The organism is Aminivibrio sp., assembly GCF_016756745.1.
GTDB lineage: Bacteria > Synergistota > Synergistia > Synergistales > Aminobacteriaceae > Aminivibrio.
This window is the reverse complement of the sequence record NZ_JAESIH010000035.1, coordinates 13,224-32,461: the sequence shown is the minus strand read 5'-3', so window position 1 is coordinate 32,461 and position 19,238 is coordinate 13,224. Positions and strand designations below refer to the sequence as shown.

The following is a 19,238-nucleotide window of genomic DNA, read 5'->3' as shown; positions in this document are numbered from 1 at the left end:
TCGCCTTTTCAGTCATAATGATTGCACCTCTCTGGTGAAGGGTTGTGCCTTCGTAAACACTACCTTACCACTGTTCTCCGAACAGTCCAGAGAGGTTTTTTATTTTTTAGGGTGCGGATTTAGGCCTCACCTAAATCCGCTAATTTTTCAGGGGATAATCTCTTCGCCCCAGGGGAGGGCGAATTCACCGTATGCCCGGCGACACTCCCTCTGCGGGAAAGATTTGCGGATTTAGATCCATCGTTCCCTTCAGCAATTCTGCCTGCCGGTTTTCCTCCATCGATGAGAAAAACAGCCGGGAAGTGATTCTTTTCCCCGATTCCTTTATAATGCGTACTAGAATACACCAGAGAGGAGCTGTATGTTCGTGATCTGGAAGAAAATTTTCAACGCCCCTCAGGAAGAGCTGGAGGACGAATCTGTGGAAATGGAAGCGGGAGCGGAATGTCCTGAAGAAGGGACTCCCCGGCCTTCCCCGCAGTCTCACGGCCGGGAAAAGGAGCCGCTGTCGTTGGACATCAACTCCAGGGGAGTGGAGAGCGAGCAGCCGGGCATTGACCTGAACCTCAGGATTCGGATCGAAGACGAGAGCCAGGTGGGGAGGGCGGCCCTTCTTCTGGCGGCGACGACGAGCAACGAGACAGAGTGCGTTTTCAAGAAAGAGCTTTCGTCCATCGGCTGGAGATCTGTCGCCACCGAAGTGGGGGGGCTTGCGGGAGATCTCCCGCAGAAAATAACCAGGGCGCTTGTCGGGGCTTCGCTCAACGCTGGGGTAGTGGAGAAGAAACGGAACGAAATGCATGCTCTCATGCACGCTGCCCTGGAGGCCCTTGACGGCTTCCTGGTGGTGGGAATGCTCGAAGCCAGCGTGGGAGCGAAAATCGCCATCGTCAGGAACAGCAAGTGGATCTCCGTGGCCGTCATGGGGGATACAGCCTATCACGCCGTGGCACATCACGAACGATGCGGCCTCGGGGTTATGCATATCTGACCCAGGCCCTTTTCAGCGTAATTTCCGGACGAAAAATGGCTCTTGCACGGGAAAGCGTCCTGTGATAGAGTTTCTGTTTGTTTAGTGACAATTTACTGGTCACGATTTTCTTCGGAGGTGTCTCATAGATGAAAAAGGATATTCACCCTCGCTACGAGAAATGCACGGTGACGTGCGCCTGCGGCAACACGTTTGAAACCCGTTCCACCGACAAGGAGCTGAGGGTCAGTGTATGCTCCTCCTGTCATCCTTTCTACACCGGGAAGAAGGGCAGCCGCGTTCTTACGGAAGCGGGCCGGCTCGAGAAGTTCCAGAGGAAGTATCAGGGCATCAACTACGGCCAGAGAGAGACTTCCGACCAGTAGGGAAAAGGGGACCAGGGGTCCCCTTTTTTGAGAGCCTGTTTTCAGCCGGAGCCGCATTGTGATGCGACGCTGGCTGTTTTTTCGTTTCGGGTCCGCCTCGCTTGGGGAATCCGAAAGGGAAAGGGGAGAACTATTCCATGGCATGCCGTGTCCTGTTGATTGCATCGACGCCGTCTCCGGACGCCGTGGTTGCCGCTGCGGCAAGAATATGCTACAGCGACGCCTCCGCCGCCGACCTTCTTGAGGCCGAGTCGCCTGAAAGAAGCGCGAAACTCCTGCGCCACCTCTGGGAAAGCGGTCATTATTCCCCCTTTGAACATGCCTCCTTCACATTTGCCATGGACGGGCTCAGCAGGGTGGCATCCCATCAGCTCGTAAGGCACAGGATCGCTTCCTTCAGCCAACAGAGCCAGAGATACGTGGAAATGGACGAGCCCGATGTCATCCTCCCTCCTTCCGTCGCCTCGAGCACGGCCTTTTCTGAACGGTTCCGGACGATGGCGGAAGAGGCGCACCGCTTCTATGCCGAGATGGTGGGGGCAGGCATTCCCAGGGAGGACGCCCGCTTCATTCTCCCCCACGGGTGGAGTACCCGGCTCGTTATGACCATGAACGCCAGGGAACTTCACCATTTCTTTACCCTCAGGCTGTGCAGGAGGGCCCAGTGGGAAATCCGGAACCTGGCGAGGAAAATGCTCCGGCTGGCGAGGCGGGCCGCCCCCCTGCTTTTCGAGAAGGCGGGGCCGTCGTGCGTCATTTCCGGAGAATGCGGGGAGATGAATCCCTGCGGGAAGCCGTACGATTCCCTTGAGATGCTTTTATTAGACGAAGAAAATTCCTGAGGTGAAAATGAAAAGACTGCTTGCTTTTCTGTTGCTGTTGCTTGCTGAAGACTCCGGGGACCGAAGGATTCCCGTAGGCGGTCAGGCTGTGATCGAAGGAGTCCTGATGAAGGGACCCGCGCGGTGGGGGCTTTCCGTGAGGAAGCCTGACGGCAAGATTGAGAGTGAAAGCTGGAACAGCCGTTCCTGGACGTCCTCCATGCCCTGGAAGTTCCCGGTTATCCGCGGGGTGGTTACCATGATCGAGATGATGACCGTGGGTTTCCGCGCCCTGGATAAATCGGCCCAGATTGCCGTGGGCGAGGAGGAAAAGATCACCGCGAAAGAGATGTTCATTACCGTCGTCGTGGCCATATTTGCCGTAGCAGGGCTTTTCATAGCTCTTCCCCTGTGGCTCTCCGACCTGGCGGTAAAGGGCTGGGGGCTCACTTCCCTGGGCAAGAACGTGCTTGAAGGTTGCCTCCGTGGCGTCGTGTTCATCGCCTATGTCGCCGGTATCGGCCTGTGGGGTGAAATACGGCAGGTGTTCCGGTACCACGGCGCCGAGCACAAAACAATCAATGCCTACGAATCGGGAGCGGTGATGACGCCGGAAAACATCATGGGCTTTTCTAGGATTCACCCGAGATGCGGGACTTCCTTTCTCCTCATCGTCGTTGCGGTGAGCATCGTGGTGTTTTCCCTCGCCGGATCGGGTTCCATCCTCTGGCGCATCGGTAGCAGGATCGTCCTTCTGCCTCTGGTTATGGGCATTTCCTACGAAATCATCAAGGGAGCGTCCTGCGCCGGACCGGCAGGCAGGATTCTCATGGCCCCCGCCCTGTCCTTTCAATACCTCACCACCAGGGAACCTGACGAACGACAGGTCGAGGTGGCCCTCACATCCCTGGAGACTGCCCTTGGAAGAAAACTGAACACGCTTGCGGAGGAATCTGCATGAACTACCTTGGGAAACTTGAGGCTCTTGAAAAGGATTTTGAGGCCATCGAAGCCAAAATGGCGGATCCGTCCACCCACGGTAACCTGAAGGAACTGCAGGCCCTCGCCAGAAGGCACTCCCAGCTTGAACCCGTGGTGGTGAAATACCGGCAATACCGGAAGATAGCCGGGGACATCGAGGAGGCGAAAAGCCTGGTATATGGTGCCGACCCCGATATGGCCGAGCTGGCGAGGGAGGAACTGTCGGAGAAGGAACCCCTTCTCGAAAAACTGGAGCGGGAGATCAGGCTCCTCCTTCTGCCGAAGGATCCTAACGATGAGAAAAGCGTCATCATGGAAATCCGCGGAGGTGCTGGAGGAGAGGAAGCCGCTCTCTTCGCCGCCGATCTTTTCCGCATGTACACCCGCTTCGCGGAACGGGAAGGCTGGAAGACCGAGGTTCTCGACTATAACGAAACGGGAATCGGCGGGTACAAGGAAATCATTTTCCGGATCGACGGAAACGGCGTGTACAGCAAGCTCAAGTTCGAGAGTGGAGTTCACAGGGTCCAGAGGGTGCCGGCCACGGAGGCCGGAGGCAGGGTCCATACTTCCACCGCCACGGTCGCCGTTCTTCCCGAGGCCGAAGATGTGGACGTGGAAATCAACACGGAAGACCTGAAGATCGACACCTACCGTTCCAGCGGTGCGGGCGGACAGTACGTGAACATGACCGACTCCGCCGTGCGGATAACCCACATCCCTACCGGTATTGTGGTGACCTGCCAGGATGAGCGGTCCCAGCTCAAGAACAGGGTCAAGGCCATGGCCTACCTCAGGGCGAAGCTCTATGATGCCGAGCTCCGGAAGCAGAACGAGGAACTCGCATCCGAGCGCCGGGGGCAGATCGGCACAGGAGACCGTTCCGAGCGGATACGGACCTACAATTTTTCACAGAACAGGATCACCGATCACAGGATCGGTGTGACCCTCTACAAGCTCGATCAGTATCTTGACGGCGATATCTACGACCTCATCGAGGCCATGACCTTGGCCGACCAGACCGAAAGGCTGCATTCCATAGAGGCGGGCTGATGAACCTGTCCGAGGCACGGAGGCTGGCTGCCGAAAGGCTGCGCGTCTTTGGCGTCGAATTTCCCGAGAGGGAAGCGGAACTCCTTCTTGTCGGCGCAGCCGGAATTTCCCGCTCCTTTTATGCAGCGCACCCTTCCCTTCCGCTGCAAGACGACGCCGCCCGGAGGCTCTGGGGTATGACCGAGCGGCGATGTACCGGGGAGCCCCTGCAGTACATCCTCGGGTCCTGGGATTTCTACGGCAGGTCTCTCGAGGTTGTCCCGGGAGTGCTCATTCCCCGCTCGGATACTGAAACCCTCGTTGAACAGGCCCTTTCCTTCCTTCCGCCTGCGGGACGGTTTCTGGATTGGGGAACAGGCTCCGGGTGCATCACCCTGGCCCTCCTGGCGGAACGTCCGGACCTTTCCGCCGTGGCTGTCGACGCCGATCCCCCGGCTCTCAGCCTTGCATGGAGGAACCTGAAAAAGCACGGCGTTCTTTCCCGCTGCTTCCTCTGGCATTCCAGGAGCCCGGAGGACATCCCCGCCAGTGACGGAGAGTTCGACCTGGTGGTCAGCAACCCCCCTTATATTCGTTCCTCCGAAATTTGCGGCCTCCCGAGGGAGGTCAGGAAGGAGCCTCTCTCCGCCCTCGACGGAGGGGAGGACGGTCTCCGGTGGTACATGGCTCTGTTCGGCTGGGCGCCGGCAAAGCTCAGGAAGGGGGGGAGGCTGCTCTTCGAGATAGGTGTCGGGGAACAGGGCGAACAACTGGTACAAATTGCTCCCAGAAGCCTGCAATTTGAGGGAATATTCCATGATCTGTCGCGCAAACCTCGCGCGGTCTCGTGGCTTCGTGTATAATCCCGGTGGTTGTTATTGTTTTTCATCTGGAGGGGTGGTTTCTCATGGAAAAAAGAGAGCTTGTGATCATAGGCGCAGGGCCCGCCGGCCTTGCGGCGGCGATTTACGGCAGAAGAGCCGGCCTTGATGTGTTGCTTCTCGAAAAGGGTGTTCCCGGCGGACAGATCAACATAACCGAGGAAATTGAAAACTGGCCGGGAGTGGAACATGCCACCGGTCCCGAGCTTGCCGCCATGTTCCGGAGCCATGCGGAAAAGTTCAAGACGGAATTCCGCGATGCCGACGTGTCCGCCGTGGAAGTTCGCGACGAAGCGAAAGTCGTCGTGACCAATAAAGGCGAGATCGAGGCCGAAGCGGTCATCATAGCCACGGGAGCCTATTTCCGCCGACTGGGGTGCGAAGGTGAGGCCGAGCATATAGGCCAGGGCGTGAGCTACTGCGCCGTGTGCGACGGCGCCTTTTTCGAAGGCGAGGAGATCGCTGTCGTCGGCGGCGGCAATACAGCCGTGGAGGAAGGCGAATATCTCACCACCTTTGCGTCGAAAGTCTACATCATCCACCGGAGGGATGAGTTCCGGGCCGACCGCGCCGCCGTGGAACGGGCTCTCTCCAACCCGAAAATCGTTCCCGTCTGGAACACGGTGGTGGAGAAGATCGAAGGGGACGGTATGGTGGAGAACCTCGTACTGAAGAATATAAAGACCGGCGAGGTGTCGAATCTTCCTGTTGCCGGCGTCTTCATGTTCGTGGGCCAATCCCCCCACGACGAGCCCGTGAGGGGACTCGTCGCAGCCGCCAAGGGCGGCTGGATCAAGACCAACGATGCCATGGAAACTTCCGTGGAGGGCATTTTCGCTGCGGGGGACGTCCGTGACAAGAGGCTGCGCCAGGTGGTCACCGCCGCGTCCGACGGAGCGATTGCCGCCATGAGCGCTTCCGCCTACATCAACGAGCAGGTTCACCTCCGTTCCGTTCTTCTCGACCCTGAGCACGTGACCGCCCTGTTCTATTCCAGCATCGACAGGGAGCAAGTGAAGCTCTCCGACGAAGTGGAGGCCTTGGCCAGGGACGCCGGGATAAAGATCGCGCTCGTGGACGGCTACAAGAACGCCCGCATGGTGGAGAAGCTCGGACTCCCCTCCCTTCCCGCCATGGTGGAGCTAGCCTCGGGGAAAACGGTGAAAATGACTCCCGTCACCGACGCATCGTCGGCCGGAGAATTTCTGAAGAAGTAGATCAAAAATCCCGCAGGGCGTTCCAGGATCGCAACAGGAACGGCCCCGTGCCCGGGAGGAGCAGGTCATGATATTGACGGTCACCCTCAATCCTGCTGTGGACGAAGAATACGTGGTTCCCGAGTTCCGCCCCGGAGGTTGGATACGGGCCACAAAAAGCAGCCGGTCCCCTGGCGGCAAGGGCATCAATGTTTCCACCCTTCTGGCCCAGTTCGGCTATTCCTCCACGGCAATGGGATTTCTCGCGGGATTCAACGGAGAGTATATCCGCCATGCCCTCCGGACGTTCCGCATCACCACGAATTTCGTCCACATTCCCGGCGAAACCCGCACCAACGTGTATATCATCGACGACACGGGACACGTGGAAACCGGAATTTCCGAAGCAGGCCCCTCCGTGAGCCCTGAAGCCATGGATCGCCTGCGGAAGGTCTACAGGAGGATTCTTCAGCGGACGAGGATGGTCATTCTGGGAGGATCTCTTCCGCCAGGGGCTCCTGAGGATATCTTCGCCGAACTTGTGTTCCTCGCCAGGGAAAAGGGAATACCCACAGTAGTGGATGCCGCCGGTCCGCCTCTCATGGCGGCTCTCGACGCCGGCCCCACAGTGGTGAAGGCTGACCACCGCTTCATGTCGAAGGTCATGGGCCGGTCTCTCACCTCCCTGGATAATCTCATCGACGTGGTCTCCGGCTTCCACGAGAAAGGGGTGGAATGGGCTGTCGTCTCCTACCGGACCTACGGCAACGTGTTTTTCTCCCCCGACGGTATTTACCTCGCCCTGGCGGACAGGAAAAGCGTCCGGTCCATCTTTTCGGCCAGCGACGCCCTTCTCGCGGGACTGGTGGTTGGAAGGGAAGAACAGATGTCAACGGAGGATACGATCCGTTTTGCCATGGCCTCCGCCTGGGAGTGTGCGGCCCATGTAGGGAAGGGAATACAGAACAGAAAAGCGGTGGAGGAATTCATACCCCTTGTGGAATTGGAACACCTCTCCTGAAGCCTCTTTTCAGCGGGCGGTGTAATGTTTTCGCCTGCTTCGGCCGAAACAGAGGGAGAGGAAGGAGGAATTTTTCATGGACTCCAGGAATGCCCAGAACGCTCAGGCAGTATACCTTGCTACCAGAGTGAATACCGCTTCGAGAGAACAGCTTCTTCTTATAACATACGAGATAGGCGTGAAGGCCTGCAGGAACGCTTCCTCCGCCCTTGCCTCCGGCAGCGCCGAGGAGGCGAACAGAAATATACAGAAAGCCCAGGACGTTCTCCGGGAGCTCATGGTCACCCTGGACGTGGAAGCCGGCGGAGAGGTGGCGGAAGGGCTCATGAAGCTGTACGACTTCATGTACCTTCTCCTCGTGGAGGCCAATGTCCGCAAGGAGCCGGAAAAAATTTCCATCGTCCAGGGGATGCTCGAGGAACTTAAGGGAACATGGGAGGAAGCGGTCATCAAGCTGGCTGCGGAGCAGCAGGGACATTCTGCCCCGGTGCCCGGTGCTTCCAGTGAGCGCCAGGAAGTGCCCGCGGGGGGGTTGAACATTGCCGGATGATTTCTGGGAGAACCTTTCGAGCCTGGCATCCACAGAACTCGCCCTGTACAACGAACTCGCCCTCCTTGTTCAAAAAGAGGGCGAGTGTGTCAGGTCGGGAGATATTGACTGCCTGCTTTCCATTCTCGTCGAAAAACAGGACGTGATCTCCAGGCAGGAACTGGTGCAGGAGGGGTGGAACACTATCCGTGCCGGCTTTGGCCTATCTGAGGGGAGGGACGGGCCTGTTTTCTGGGAAAAAGTCGCTGCTCTCCTCGGACCCGACGGAACGGACGACCTGAAGGCCTCCCTTGCGGTCATCCGTGATGTCGCGGGCAGTGTGCTCGAAGAGGAGCAGAAAGTTCAGAATCTTCTCGAGGAGCACGTGGCAGACCTGAGAAAGGAAATGCTCAGGCTGAACCAAGGAAAGAAGGCCGTTCACGGCTACTATAAGTCCGGAGGGTCGTTCTAGAGGCATTGTCATGAAATTTTGCAGGAGAATCACCGTCGTACTGCTTTTTTGCACTCTCTTTCTGACCGCACTCTCCCTACCGGCTTCATCATCCGACGACATGGGGAAGGAAATCGCCCTCGGCGAGAAGGTAGCCGCCGATGTCGAAAAGCAGTGGGAACGGGTTGCCGATCCTGCTCTGAGCGCAAGGCTTTCCATGCTTCTCGTCCGTTTCCTTCCCTACCTTTCGCGCCCCCTTCCCTACGAAGTCAGGATCGTCAGGGAGAAGATGGTTAACGCCTTCAGCCTTCCCGGGGGCATAGTCTACTTCACCACGGGCATGCTGGACTTTCTCCGTACCGATGCCGAGGTGGCCGCCATTCTCGCCCACGAGCTTATCCATGCCGACAAGCGGCATGTCATGATCCAGACCGCGCGGGCATCGAAGATCAATCTCGCTGCTCTCGCCCTCATGATTGCTTCCCAGGGAAGCGCGGGCCCCATGATTCTCACCAACCTTGCCCAGATAGCAGTGACAAATTCCTACAGCAGGGATCTCGAAAGGGAGGCCGACAAAGAAGGATTCCGTATCCTCTTGGAGGCCGGTTTTCCCCCTGCGGCAATGGTTACCTCTCTCGAAGCCATGATTTACGACCAGATGAAGCGGCCTTACGTGGATCCCGGCGTTTTCATGACCCATCCCGAGCTTTCCGAGCGGGTGGCCTACATTCTCCAGACGGCCAAGGAGGCGAATGTTCCCATTCGGAGAAAAAAAGCCCTGAACCTTCTGCGCCCCTCGGTGGAATCGGGAGAGGGCAAAACCGTGCTGCTTCTCGACGGCGAGCCTGTCTGGTCTCTCCCCGAAAGCAGCGAAAGCCGGGATATAGCCGCAGCGGCCGCAGAAAAAATTGACGACCTGCTCCAGATGGAAACAGCTCCCTATGAAATTCAGATCATCTCCCTCGATGGAAAGAACGCCCTCCGTGTCGGCCCGTCCATCGTCGCCCGGGAGCCGCTGCCCCGAGGAGCCGAATCTCTGGAAGCGTTCCGGGAGTCCCTTGTGAGGGCTCTCGGGAATGCCCACAACAAACACCCCGGCGCGAAATATCTCCACTGATTTTGATGTAGAATAACATGGTATCCTATAGCCGCCCGGTGTGGTAGTGTTCCCGGTCGGCAATGTTTCTGCTTCGGCGGCAGCCGCATGATTTTTTCCGGATAGAGGAGGGCGCCCTATGACGATATCGCTCTACAGACGGTACAGGCCCCGGACCTTTGACGAGGTCGCCGGGCAGGACATGGCCGTGGATGTCCTGAAAAAGGCCCTGCAGAGAGACCAGGTGGGGCATGCCTATCTCTTTTCCGGTCCCAGGGGATGCGGCAAAACCTCCCTGGCGAGGCTCCTCGCCAAGGCTCTGAACTGTGAAAATCTGAAGGACGGCTACGAGCCCTGCGGCGAATGCGGGAGCTGCCTTTCCATTACGGCGGGAGAAAGTCTTGACGTGGTGGAGATCGACGGTGCCTCGAACAACGGCGTGGAGGAAATCAGGGAGCTGAAATCTCACGTCTCCCTTTCGCCTTTTTCCTCCAGATGGAAGGTGTACATCATCGACGAAGTTCACATGCTCTCGATTTCCGCCTTCAACGCCCTGCTCAAGACCCTGGAGGAGCCACCTTCCTTCGTGGCCTTCATTCTGGCAACCACGGAGCCTTCGAAAGTCCCTGTGACCATCCGTTCGCGGTGCCAGCACATCCCCTTCCGGAGGATCACCCCCCAGGACATCCGTGCCCGGCTCGTGGAGGTTGCAGAAAGGGAGAACGTGCCCTGGGAAGAGGATGCCGTTCGGGAGATCGCCCGTCAGTCGGACGGAGCGCTCCGGGACGCCCTCTCCATGATGGAGCAGGCCCTTTCGCTCGGAGGCGGAGAGCTTTCCGCCGTGGCGGTGGACAGGCTCCTCGGAGGAGGCACCATGTCCGACCTTGAACAGTGGGTCGCCTCAGCGGGGGAAGACTCGGTGCGGCCCTTTCTCCTGCTGGAGGAGATGTTCCTCAGGGGAGCCTCTCCCCTGAGAGTCGTGGAAGGACTCTTCATTCTGTTCCGCAACCTGTGGGTTTTCCGGAAATGGGGAAAGGATGTCCTTGCTTCCCTGGCCCTTTCGGCCGGAGAAACCGCCTTCCTGGAAGCGGAAGGGCCGAAGTGGACCACCGACGAGCTCTCCGGCATGATGCTCTTCTGCTCCAGGCTTATCCCGCAGGTCAGGGCCGGCCTCCGGTCGGATGTTCTCTCCGGTCTGCTCGCAGCCAGGATTCTCGAGTCCCGGAGGACCCTTCCGCCTGAAGAAAGGGCGGCCCCTTCCCGGGAGGGCGGAGAGCCCCGTCCCCGTGGTCAGGAGCCGCCGAAACAGTTTGTTCCCGTCCCTTCGACACCTGCCGGAAGTAGTTCCTCCGGTGCCTCCCCGTCCGAAAGGTTTCGAAGAAAGGATCCGGAACCACCTGCGGAAAAGGAGAACACCGCCGCCGGGACGGCAGCCGGATCGGGTGAACCGGTTCCTCTGCTTCCGGAAAACTGGTCCGGCTTCGAAAAAATGCTCTTCGGCAGAGATTTGCTGTTGTACTCGGCCCTTGCCGGTACGTCCGTTTCCATGGAAGACCGCACAATTGCCGTCATTTTCCCCGGGGAGTCCGCCTACTGCTTCGAGGTGCTCTCCATAGAACGCAACGCCTATTCCCTCGCTTCGAGGGTGGCCGAATACTTCGGCGAGGATGTTTCCGTCGTCCTCAAGCTGGGCGACCGTGAGAAAATATGTGCGGGAGGAGGAAACGGCGCCGGTGACGGGGTTGAATGGCAGAATCCAGGCCCGACCATCCCCCTTTTTCGAATCCCCAGGGACGAAGATGACTCCCCAGGAGACGAGAGCGAAAAAGCGCCGGCGCCGGCGCCCGGCAGATCCCTTCCTCCGGTTTCTCCGGGGAGTGAACCGGAGGAAGGAGAAATTCCCTTTGAAGGGCTGGTGAACGAAGTCCTCAAATGGGGCGGGGGGGAAGTTGTCCTCGTGAAGAGAGATGACAGAGAAGGGGACATTCCCGAAGAAATCGTTCCGCCGGGGGAGTAATCATTCCAAAGGCAACAGTCGTTCCCGGCATTGTTATCGACCATTCCACAAGGAGCGTCCACAATGGCCCGACAATTTGTCCACCTTCACGTCCATACTGAATACAGCCTCCTCGACGGCGCCATACGGTGCGACCGGCTCGCTGCAAAGTCCGTTGAGTACGGAATGCCGGCTGTCGCCATGACCGACCACGGAGCCATGTACGGCGCCGTGGAATTTTACGATAAATGCATGACCGCAGGTATCAAGCCTATCATCGGCTGCGAAGTCTACGTGGATCCCGAAGGGCACACTACCAGGAACAAGAGAAACAGGAACCACCATCTCATCCTCCTCGCCGAGAACGACGAGGGGTATCACAACCTGGTGAAGCTTACGTCAATCGCAAATACCGACGGCTTCTACGGAAAACCCAGGATAGACCATTCCCTCCTGTCCAGGTACAAATCGGGGCTTATCGCTTCCTCTGCCTGCCTCGCAGGCGAGATCCCCTCCCTCATTCTCGAGGGGAAGGAGAAGGAGGCCCTCGACCGGGCGGTGCTCTACAGAGACATCATGGGGAAGGAGAATTTCTACCTCGAGATCATGTACAACGCCATTCCCGAACAGGCCGTTGTGAACAGGGCAATCGTCCGCATGGCCAGGGAGCACGGGTTCCCCCTCATTGCCACAAATGACGCCCACTATCTCTTGAAGGACGATTACGACTGGCATGAAATCCTCCTCTGCGTCCAGACGAAGAGCAGCCTCGAGGATGAAAACCGGATGTCCTTCTCGAGCAATGATTTCTACTTTCGCTCGCCGGAGGAGATGGACATGCTCTTCGGGACAGAGCTGCCCGACGCGCTGGATAACACGGTGGCCATCGCCGAACGGTGCAACGTCCGTCTTCCCCTCGGGGAGAGAGATTACAAGCTCCCGAACCTCCGGCTTCCCGAAGGGGAAACCCTGGAGAGCAACCTCGAAAAGGAGGCCAGGCAGGGTCTTTCGGAGCGCATGAAAGACAATGTCCCTGAAGAGTACGCTAAGCGGCTTGAATACGAACTCGGCGTCATCAACTCCATGGGCTTTGCCGGCTACTTCCTCATCGTGGCCGACATCATCGGCGCCGCGAAGAAATTGGGGATACGTATCGGTCCGGGCAGAGGATCGGCGGCAGGGTCCCTCGTGGCGTGGAGCCTGAAGATCACTGAACTGGACCCCATTCGCTACAATCTTCTTTTCGAACGCTTCCTGAACCCCGAGAGGATCAGCATGCCCGATATCGATACCGACGTGTCGGACAAGGGACGGGATGAACTGCTCCGCTATATTTCGGAGCATTACGGCCACGACAGGGTTTCCCAGATCGTTACCTTCGGCCGGATGAAAAGCCGGGCCGCCGTGACGGATGTGGGAAGAGTCCTGGGAATGGCGGTCCGGGATGTGAACGCTATCACCCGGCTCATTCCCCCCATGGGGGTTCATTCCATCGGCGAAGCCGTGGAACAGGTTCCCGAACTTGCCGATATGAAAAAAAACAATCCCGTGGTGGCCAGGGTTCTCGATATCGCCTCCAACATCGAGGGCCTTGCCCGGCACTGCTCCCAGCACGCCGCCGGGGTGGTCATCACCCCCATGCCGGTGACGGACCTCGTGCCGGTGAGGAAGATCGGCGACGGGCAGATCGTCACCCAGTACCCCATGGAGCCCATAGAAAAACTCGGCCTTGTCAAGATGGACTTTCTCGGCCTCAGAACCCTTTCCGTGATCGAGGAGGCGCTGCAGAACATTTCGCTCAGCGGTAAACCCGTTCCCGACATGGAACACATCCCCCTGGACGATCAGGCCTCATACGAAATGCTCCAGAAGGCGGACACCCTCGGTGTGTTCCAGCTTGAATCGTCGGGAATGAGACAGCTGCTCAAGAAACTCAGGGTTGACTGTTTCGAGGATCTCATCGCCGTCCTGGCCATGTACCGCCCGGGCCCCCTCGGCAGCGGCATGGTAGACCAGTACATCCGGTGCAAGCACGGGAGGGCGAAGGTGGAGTACATCCATCCCCTTCTCGAGGATGTCCTGAAGGAAACCTACGGGGTGGTGCTCTACCAGGAGCAGGTCATGCAGTGCGCCGCCATTCTGGCGGGATACTCCCTGGGGGAGGCTGACCTCCTCCGGCGGGCCATGGGCAAAAAAAAAGCCGACGTCATGGAGCAGCAGCGGGCCAAGTTCGTCGAGGGAGCGAAAGGACGGGGCATAGACGAGAAAACGGCGGAGAACATCTTCAACATCATCCAGGAGTTTGCAGGATACGGCTTCAACAAGTCCCACAGCGCAGCCTACGCCCTGATCACCTACCAGACTGCCTGGCTGAAGGCCAACTACAGGCCGGAGTTCATGGCCGCCTACTTGTCGAGCCAGATCGGATCCAAGAAAGAGGATCTTGCTGCCTATGTCCGGGAAGTCCGGAACTCGGGAATTAAGGTGCTTCCTCCCGACGTAAACACCTCCATGGCCAGCTTCACTGCCGTCGGCGACGTGATCCGCTTCGGTCTCGGCGCTGTCTCCAAGTCCGGGCATACGGCGGTGGAGGCCATCCTGGCGGCGCGGAACGAGGGAGGCCCCTTCGTGTCCCTCTGGGACTTTCTCTGCAGGGTGGACCTCCGGGTGGTGAACAAATCCGTGGTGGAAAACCTGATACGGGCTGGAGCCTTCGACAGCCTCAACGATAACCGAAGGCAGCTCCTGGAGGGATTGCCTGATCTCGTTTCAGCGGCATCAAAGAAATGCGCCGACGGAAACCAGTGCTCTCTCTTCGAGCTGATACCCGAGGAAACAGACGAAGGAGGGCCTGACCTCCCCGATGTGGAGGATTTTTTACTTTACGAACGGCTTGAGCTGGAAAAGGAGGCCACGGGCCTTTATATCTCCGGGCACCCTTTCGAGCAGCATGAGGCGAAGGTCCGTTCCTTCAGCAACTGCTCCATTTCCGACCTGAAAAAGTGGAAAGGAAAAAAGAATCCTCCCCTCGTGGGCGGAATGGTCCTTTCGGTCAGGGAACGAACGACGAAAAACGGGGATCCCATGGGGATAATCGAAATAGAGGATGGAGACTCCCGGATGGAGGCGGTCTGTTTTCCGAAGACATGGGCTTCCCTCCGGGGGAAATTCTCCACCGGGCAGGTGTGTTTCATTTCGGGATTTCCGGAGGAACGGGGAGAAACAAGCGTCATAGCGAGGTCGGTATTCTCAGCGGAAGAAGCGGGAGAGCGAGGGAGCCCTCCCTACGTCCGGGTTACGGTCTTTGCGGATTCGCTGAGGAACGTTTCCGTAAAGGACCTTTTCCGGACCCTCAAGACCTACCCGGGAAAATCTCCTGTGCTATTTGAGATCAGGAATGATGCCTGTTCAGTAACCATACTTCTCCAGGATGTCCGGGTCGATCCTGGGGCTCCCATAGCCTCGGCCGTCCAGGAAGTCCTTCCGGAAGAAATGTTCCGGATAGAGTAAAATCGTACCTGGGGGCAGAAGGCCGCTCCGTCGGAAGCATAGAGAGAGAAAAGGAGAGAAAGGGGGTTAAGGAAATGACCAAAGTGAAGATTGTCTGCACTATCGGCCCCGCCTGTTCGAAGTACGAAACCCTGGTGAGCATGGCGAAGGCGGGAATGAACGTGGCCAGGTTCAATTTCAGCCACGGAGACTATGAAGGGCATCTCGAGATGCTGAATATTGTGCGGACGGTGGAACGGGACCTGAAAATGCCCATCGCCTGTCTTCTCGATACCAAGGGCCCGGAAATCCGGACAGGGAAGGTGGAGGGAGGAACGGTGAGCCTCGAGCAGGGCAGTACCCTGACCCTGACCACCCGACCGATCCTCGGGAATGCCTCCATGGTTACGGTGCACTATGAGGCCCTGCCGAGGGAAGTGGCGCCCGGTCAGGAGATTTTCATCGACGACGGAACCCTTCATCTGAAGGTGGAGGAAATCTCAGACACGGACGTGGTGTGCAGGGTCATCGTCGGCGGCCTCTTGGGAGACACGAAGGGCATCAACATCCCCGGGGCGGAAATATCCCTCCCGGCCCTCTCCGAAAAGGACGTGGAGGACATCCGCTGGGGCCTTGAGCATCAGATGGAGTACATCGCCGTTTCCTTCGTGAAAAACAGGCGGGACATCATGGAAGTTCGCAGGGTCATGGAAGAGTTCGGCAGTTCCATGAAGGTCATCGCCAAGATCGAAACCAGGCAAGCCGTTTTGAACATCGAGGAGATCACCGACGTGGTGGACGGTGTGATGATCGCCCGGGGCGATCTCGGCGTGGAGATTCCCACCGAAGAAGTTCCCCTCCAGCAGAAGCGCATCATCGACATCTGTCGGGTGAAGGGCAAGGCCGTCATCGTGGCCACCCAGATGCTGGATTCCATGATCCGCAATCCCCGTCCCACGCGAGCCGAGGCAAGTGATGTGGCGAATGCGGTTCTCGACGGGGCCGACGCCGTCATGCTTTCCGGCGAGACGGCAAAGGGAGCCTATCCCCTCCGGTCGGTGGAGACCATGAATCGCATCGTGTCCAGGACGGAAAGCGAGATCGAGCTCTGGGAGAGACCGCTGCACAGCGTCTCAAAAACCATGGGCGTTCCCGACGCCGTGAGCAGCGCCTCCGTTCAGGTGGCCCGCCAGATGAAGGTCGCCGCCATCATCTCCATGACACAGAGCGGCAGCACCGCCCAGATGGTGAGCAAACACAGGCCCCCGTGCCCTATCCTCGGGGCGACACCATCCGTCCGGACATGGCGGGAGCTCGCCCTGTACTGGGGCGTCATCCCTCTCATGAAAGAAGAAATGACCGACCAGAATACGGCCGTGGATTCGGCCATCGCGTCCTGCATCAGCGCCGGACTCATCAGGGAAGGCGACCTGGTGGTAGTGACCGCAGGCGTTCCCCTGGGCACAGCGGGGACCACGAACATGCTCCAGGTGCATGTAGCGGGAAAAATCCTCCTCAAGGGACTTTCTCTCCTGAAACACGAGGCCAGGGGGGCGGTGTGCATTGCCCGGAGCGCCGCCGAGGCCAATGAAAAAATGACCAAGGGCGCCGTTCTCGTTGTCGGGTCGACGGACAGAGAGTATGTTCCGGCCATGAAACTGGCCTCGGCCATCGTGGCGGAGGAGGGAGGGCTCACGTCCCACGCCGCCATCGTTTCGCTGGAGCTCGGCATACCCTGCGTGGTGAACGCAGAAAACGCCCTGTCGCTCCTTTCTGACGGTATGATCGTTACTGTGGACGGCTACCGGGGGATGATCTACCACGGCCGGGTGAAGCTGACCGTATGAAGGCTTCGTGGAACGATGCCGGGGAGTGGAAAGACCGCATCGCCGGGGTTTTCTCCCCTCCTGCGGATCCCCCGTGGGAGGACGTGATCACCGAAAGTCCCGGAAAGAGCGCCGTGCTCGTTCCCTTTTTTGCCAGCCCCCGGGGGCCGGTGCTCCTCTTTCTCCGCCGCTCGGCCAAACTGCGGCACCATGCCGGAGAGATCTGTTTCCCCGGGGGGATGAGGGAGCAGGGGGATTTCGGTCCTGTCTCCACGGCTCTCAGGGAAACGGCCGAGGAAACGGGTATTCAGCCTGATTGTGTGGAAACCCTTGGCATCCTGGCCCCCGAATACACCGTTGCTTCCGGTGTGGCCGTGGTGCCCGTGGTGGGCCTGGTATCCCGGTTCAAACCGGAGGATCTCGACCTCTCCTCCGGGGAGACCGAAGGAGCCTGCTTCGCACTTCTTGACGCCTTTCCGGAAGCCCCCCTGACGAAGTTTGTTGAAATCCGGGGAATACTGCACGAATACCCGGAATACCGCCTCGACAACGGCTGGATTATCTGGGGGGTCACCGCCCGGATCCTCCGCCGCATTCTCGAAAGCCTGAAAGGCGGAATGTCCTGATGCCCCCCATCGGAGCCCATGTTTCCATCGCCGGAGGGCTTGAGCAGGCCTTTACCAGGGGGGAGGATCTCTCCTGCGAGGTCATACAGATTTTCACAAAGAACCAGCTCCAGTGGAGGAGCGCCCCAATCTCCCAGGGGAGGGCCGAGCGTTTTCTCAGGGCGTGGAGCGGCAGTTCGGTCAGGGACGTGGTAGTCCATGCCTCCTATCTCATAAATCTGGCAGCCACCGACGCTACGGGCGAGAAAAGCGCCGTCGCCCTGGAGGACGAAATAGAGCGGTGCGACATTCTCGGTATCGAAGACCTGGTGGTCCACCCCGGATCCTCCAGGGGCAACCTGCCGGAGGAATCGCTCGACCTTGTGGCCAGGCGACTGGGAACGGTTCTCGGCAGGACATCCCACAAGAGAGTGAACATCCTGCTGGAAACCATGTCGGGCCAGGGAAACCATCTCGGAGCCGATTTCCGGGACTTCCGCCGGATATTCGAGGCGCTTGACTGGGATCCCAGACTTGGTCTTTGTCTCGACACCTGTCACATGTTCGCCGCAGGCCATGATTTCAGGACCGAGCCCGCCTACCGCCGGCTGATAGGGCAGATCGATTCGGCGGTGGGAGTGGAAAGAGTCCGCTGCTGGCATTTCAACGACAGCGTCCATCCCCTTGGCAGAAGGCTTGACCGCCATGCCCACATCGGAGAAGGTGAACTGGGATATACCCCTTTTTCCGTGATTCTCGGGGACCCCCTGTGGGAACAGGTCCCCTGCATTCTTGAAACTCCCCAGACCGGCGCAGGGTACGGTGGGGACATTACCCTTCTGCGAAAACTGAGAGGAAGATAATATGACCGCACTTTGGCCCCGTCTCGTCGTAAACGCGAAGGCGATAGAAGAAAACGCCCGCAGGGTCGTGCAGAAATGCGCCGGGGCGGGAATATCCGTCTCCGGAGTCACCAAGGGAATGTGCGCCAACGAGGACGTCGCCCGGGCCATGGTGGCGGGAGGGTGTTCCGAGCTTGCCGACAGCCGGGTGGGCAACCTGGCAACTCTGAAGGCCATGAACACCGGCTTGCCCCTTCTCCTCCTCCGAATCCCCATGCTCAGCGAACTGTCCCTGGTCGTCTCCCGGGCCGACTGTTCCCTTGTCAGCACCGCCGAAACGGTGGATGGGCTGGAGAAAGCCTGCGCCGCTTCGGGGCTGAGCCACGAAGTGATCGTCATGATCGACCTGGGAGACCTGAGGGAAGGGGTGTGGATGGACGATACGGGCAGAATCGCGGAAGCCCTGAAGCGGTCCCGAAGAATCCGCTGCAGGGGGGTGGGCGTCAATTTCGGATGCTACGGAGGCACTCTGCCGACCCCGGAAAAGCTTCGGCAGCTGATGCGCATAGGAAAGGAGCTTGGACGGGAGATCGGATACCCCCTTTCCGTCTTCTCCGGAGGGTCCACATCCTCCCTCCTGCTCCTGGAGCGGGGAGAAATGCCCCCGGGCATAAACAGCCTGAGGATCGGAGAGGGCATTCTTCTCGGCGAGGATGTGACGTCCATGAGGTCAATTCCCTGGCTCCGCCGGAGGACCATGTGGCTCGAGGCCGAACTGGTGGAGGTGCGGAAGAAACCGTCGGTTCCCGTGGGACCATTTGGGGCCGATGCCTTCGGGGGCAAACCGGTTTTCGATGACCGGGGAACCCGCATGCGGGCCATCGCAGCCGTGGGAAGGCAGGATGTCAGGATTGAAGGGCTTGTTCCCGAGCTTGAGGGAGTTTCCATCCTTGGTGCGTCCAGCGACCACCTGATCCTTGACGTAGAAGACGTCGCAGAGCCCCTCGTCCAGGGAGACAAGCTGAAGTTTTTTCCCGATTACGGGGCCATGCTCGCCCTGGCGACTTCCCCCTATGTTCCTTTTGAAGTAGTGGTATAGTATTGTACGGAATGGTT

General features: G+C 58.8%; 17 protein-coding genes. All 17 read left to right on the top strand.

Translation table 11 applies throughout. The features are described from left to right. Positions 1-367: 367 nt before the first annotated feature. The 17 genes from JMJ95_RS04220 (at position 368) to JMJ95_RS04140 (ending at position 19,221) form a co-directional block, all read left to right on the top strand. Positions 368-991 (top strand): HutP family protein, encoded by a 624-nt coding sequence (locus JMJ95_RS04220; protein WP_290682966.1) that lies wholly within the window; start codon positions 368-370, stop codon positions 989-991. Between the two features lie 128 nt (positions 992-1,119). After that, positions 1,120-1,356: a 50S ribosomal protein L31 gene (gene rpmE / locus JMJ95_RS04215; protein WP_290682964.1), complete on the top strand. Its 237-nt coding sequence runs from the start codon at positions 1,120-1,122 to the stop codon at positions 1,354-1,356. 137 nt (positions 1,357-1,493) lie between these two features. Then, positions 1,494-2,198, top strand: coding sequence for an FAD-dependent thymidylate synthase (gene thyX / locus JMJ95_RS04210; RefSeq protein ID WP_290682962.1), 705 nt, complete (start codon positions 1,494-1,496; stop codon positions 2,196-2,198). Positions 2,199-2,205: 7 nt separating this feature from the next. After that, positions 2,206-3,138 carry a DUF1385 domain-containing protein gene (locus tag JMJ95_RS04205; protein WP_290682960.1) on the top strand — a complete coding sequence of 311 codons (933 nt, stop codon included), beginning with the start codon at positions 2,206-2,208 and terminating at the stop codon, positions 3,136-3,138. Beyond that, positions 3,135-4,211 (top strand): peptide chain release factor 1, encoded by a 1,077-nt coding sequence (gene prfA / locus JMJ95_RS04200; RefSeq protein ID WP_290682958.1) that lies wholly within the window; start codon positions 3,135-3,137, stop codon positions 4,209-4,211. The genes JMJ95_RS04205 and prfA overlap by 4 nt, the downstream gene beginning before the upstream one ends. Beyond that, positions 4,211-5,053, top strand: a complete 843-nt coding sequence (gene prmC / locus JMJ95_RS04195) for a peptide chain release factor N(5)-glutamine methyltransferase (protein WP_290682955.1) — start codon at positions 4,211-4,213, stop codon at positions 5,051-5,053. Before prfA ends, prmC begins: the two co-directional genes overlap by 1 nt. 44 nt (positions 5,054-5,097) lie before the next feature. Beyond that, positions 5,098-6,288 carry a thioredoxin-disulfide reductase gene (gene trxB, locus JMJ95_RS04190; protein WP_290682953.1) on the top strand — a complete coding sequence of 397 codons (1,191 nt, stop codon included), beginning with the start codon at positions 5,098-5,100 and terminating at the stop codon, positions 6,286-6,288. 67 nt (positions 6,289-6,355) lie between these two features. After that, the gene (locus JMJ95_RS04185) at positions 6,356-7,288 is read left to right on the top strand and encodes a 1-phosphofructokinase family hexose kinase (RefSeq protein WP_290682951.1); all 933 of its coding nucleotides are present in this window, start codon (positions 6,356-6,358) and stop codon (positions 7,286-7,288) included. A 76-nt stretch (positions 7,289-7,364) separates the two neighbouring features. Then, positions 7,365-7,838 (top strand): flagellar export chaperone FliS, encoded by a 474-nt coding sequence (fliS, locus tag JMJ95_RS04180; protein ID WP_290682949.1) that lies wholly within the window; start codon positions 7,365-7,367, stop codon positions 7,836-7,838. Further along, positions 7,828-8,289 carry a hypothetical protein gene (locus JMJ95_RS04175; RefSeq protein WP_290682947.1) on the top strand — a complete coding sequence of 154 codons (462 nt, stop codon included), beginning with the start codon at positions 7,828-7,830 and terminating at the stop codon, positions 8,287-8,289. The genes fliS and JMJ95_RS04175 overlap by 11 nt, the downstream gene beginning before the upstream one ends. 10 nt (positions 8,290-8,299) lie before the next feature. Next, positions 8,300-9,385, top strand: coding sequence for a M48 family metalloprotease (locus tag JMJ95_RS04170; protein WP_290682945.1), 1,086 nt, complete (start codon positions 8,300-8,302; stop codon positions 9,383-9,385). Between the two features lie 118 nt (positions 9,386-9,503). Further along, positions 9,504-11,381 (top strand): DNA polymerase III subunit gamma/tau, encoded by a 1,878-nt coding sequence (gene dnaX, locus JMJ95_RS04165; protein ID WP_290682943.1) that lies wholly within the window; start codon positions 9,504-9,506, stop codon positions 11,379-11,381. A 63-nt stretch (positions 11,382-11,444) separates the two neighbouring features. Further along, positions 11,445-14,870: a DNA polymerase III subunit alpha gene (gene dnaE, locus JMJ95_RS04160; protein WP_290682941.1), complete on the top strand. Its 3,426-nt coding sequence runs from the start codon at positions 11,445-11,447 to the stop codon at positions 14,868-14,870. A gap of 74 nt (positions 14,871-14,944) precedes the next feature. Continuing rightward, positions 14,945-16,696, top strand: coding sequence for a pyruvate kinase (gene pyk, locus JMJ95_RS04155; protein WP_290682939.1), 1,752 nt, complete (start codon positions 14,945-14,947; stop codon positions 16,694-16,696). Further along, positions 16,693-17,301 carry a CoA pyrophosphatase gene (locus tag JMJ95_RS04150; protein ID WP_290682937.1) on the top strand — a complete coding sequence of 203 codons (609 nt, stop codon included), beginning with the start codon at positions 16,693-16,695 and terminating at the stop codon, positions 17,299-17,301. The genes pyk and JMJ95_RS04150 overlap by 4 nt, the downstream gene beginning before the upstream one ends. Further along, on the top strand, positions 17,301-18,143 hold the full coding sequence (locus JMJ95_RS04145; RefSeq protein ID WP_290682935.1) for a deoxyribonuclease IV: 843 nt from the start codon (positions 17,301-17,303) through the stop codon (positions 18,141-18,143). Before JMJ95_RS04150 ends, JMJ95_RS04145 begins: the two co-directional genes overlap by 1 nt. A gap of 1 nt (position 18,144) precedes the next feature. After that, on the top strand, positions 18,145-19,221 hold the full coding sequence (locus tag JMJ95_RS04140; protein WP_290682933.1) for an alanine/ornithine racemase family PLP-dependent enzyme: 1,077 nt from the start codon (positions 18,145-18,147) through the stop codon (positions 19,219-19,221). Positions 19,222-19,238: the final 17 nt, after the last annotated feature.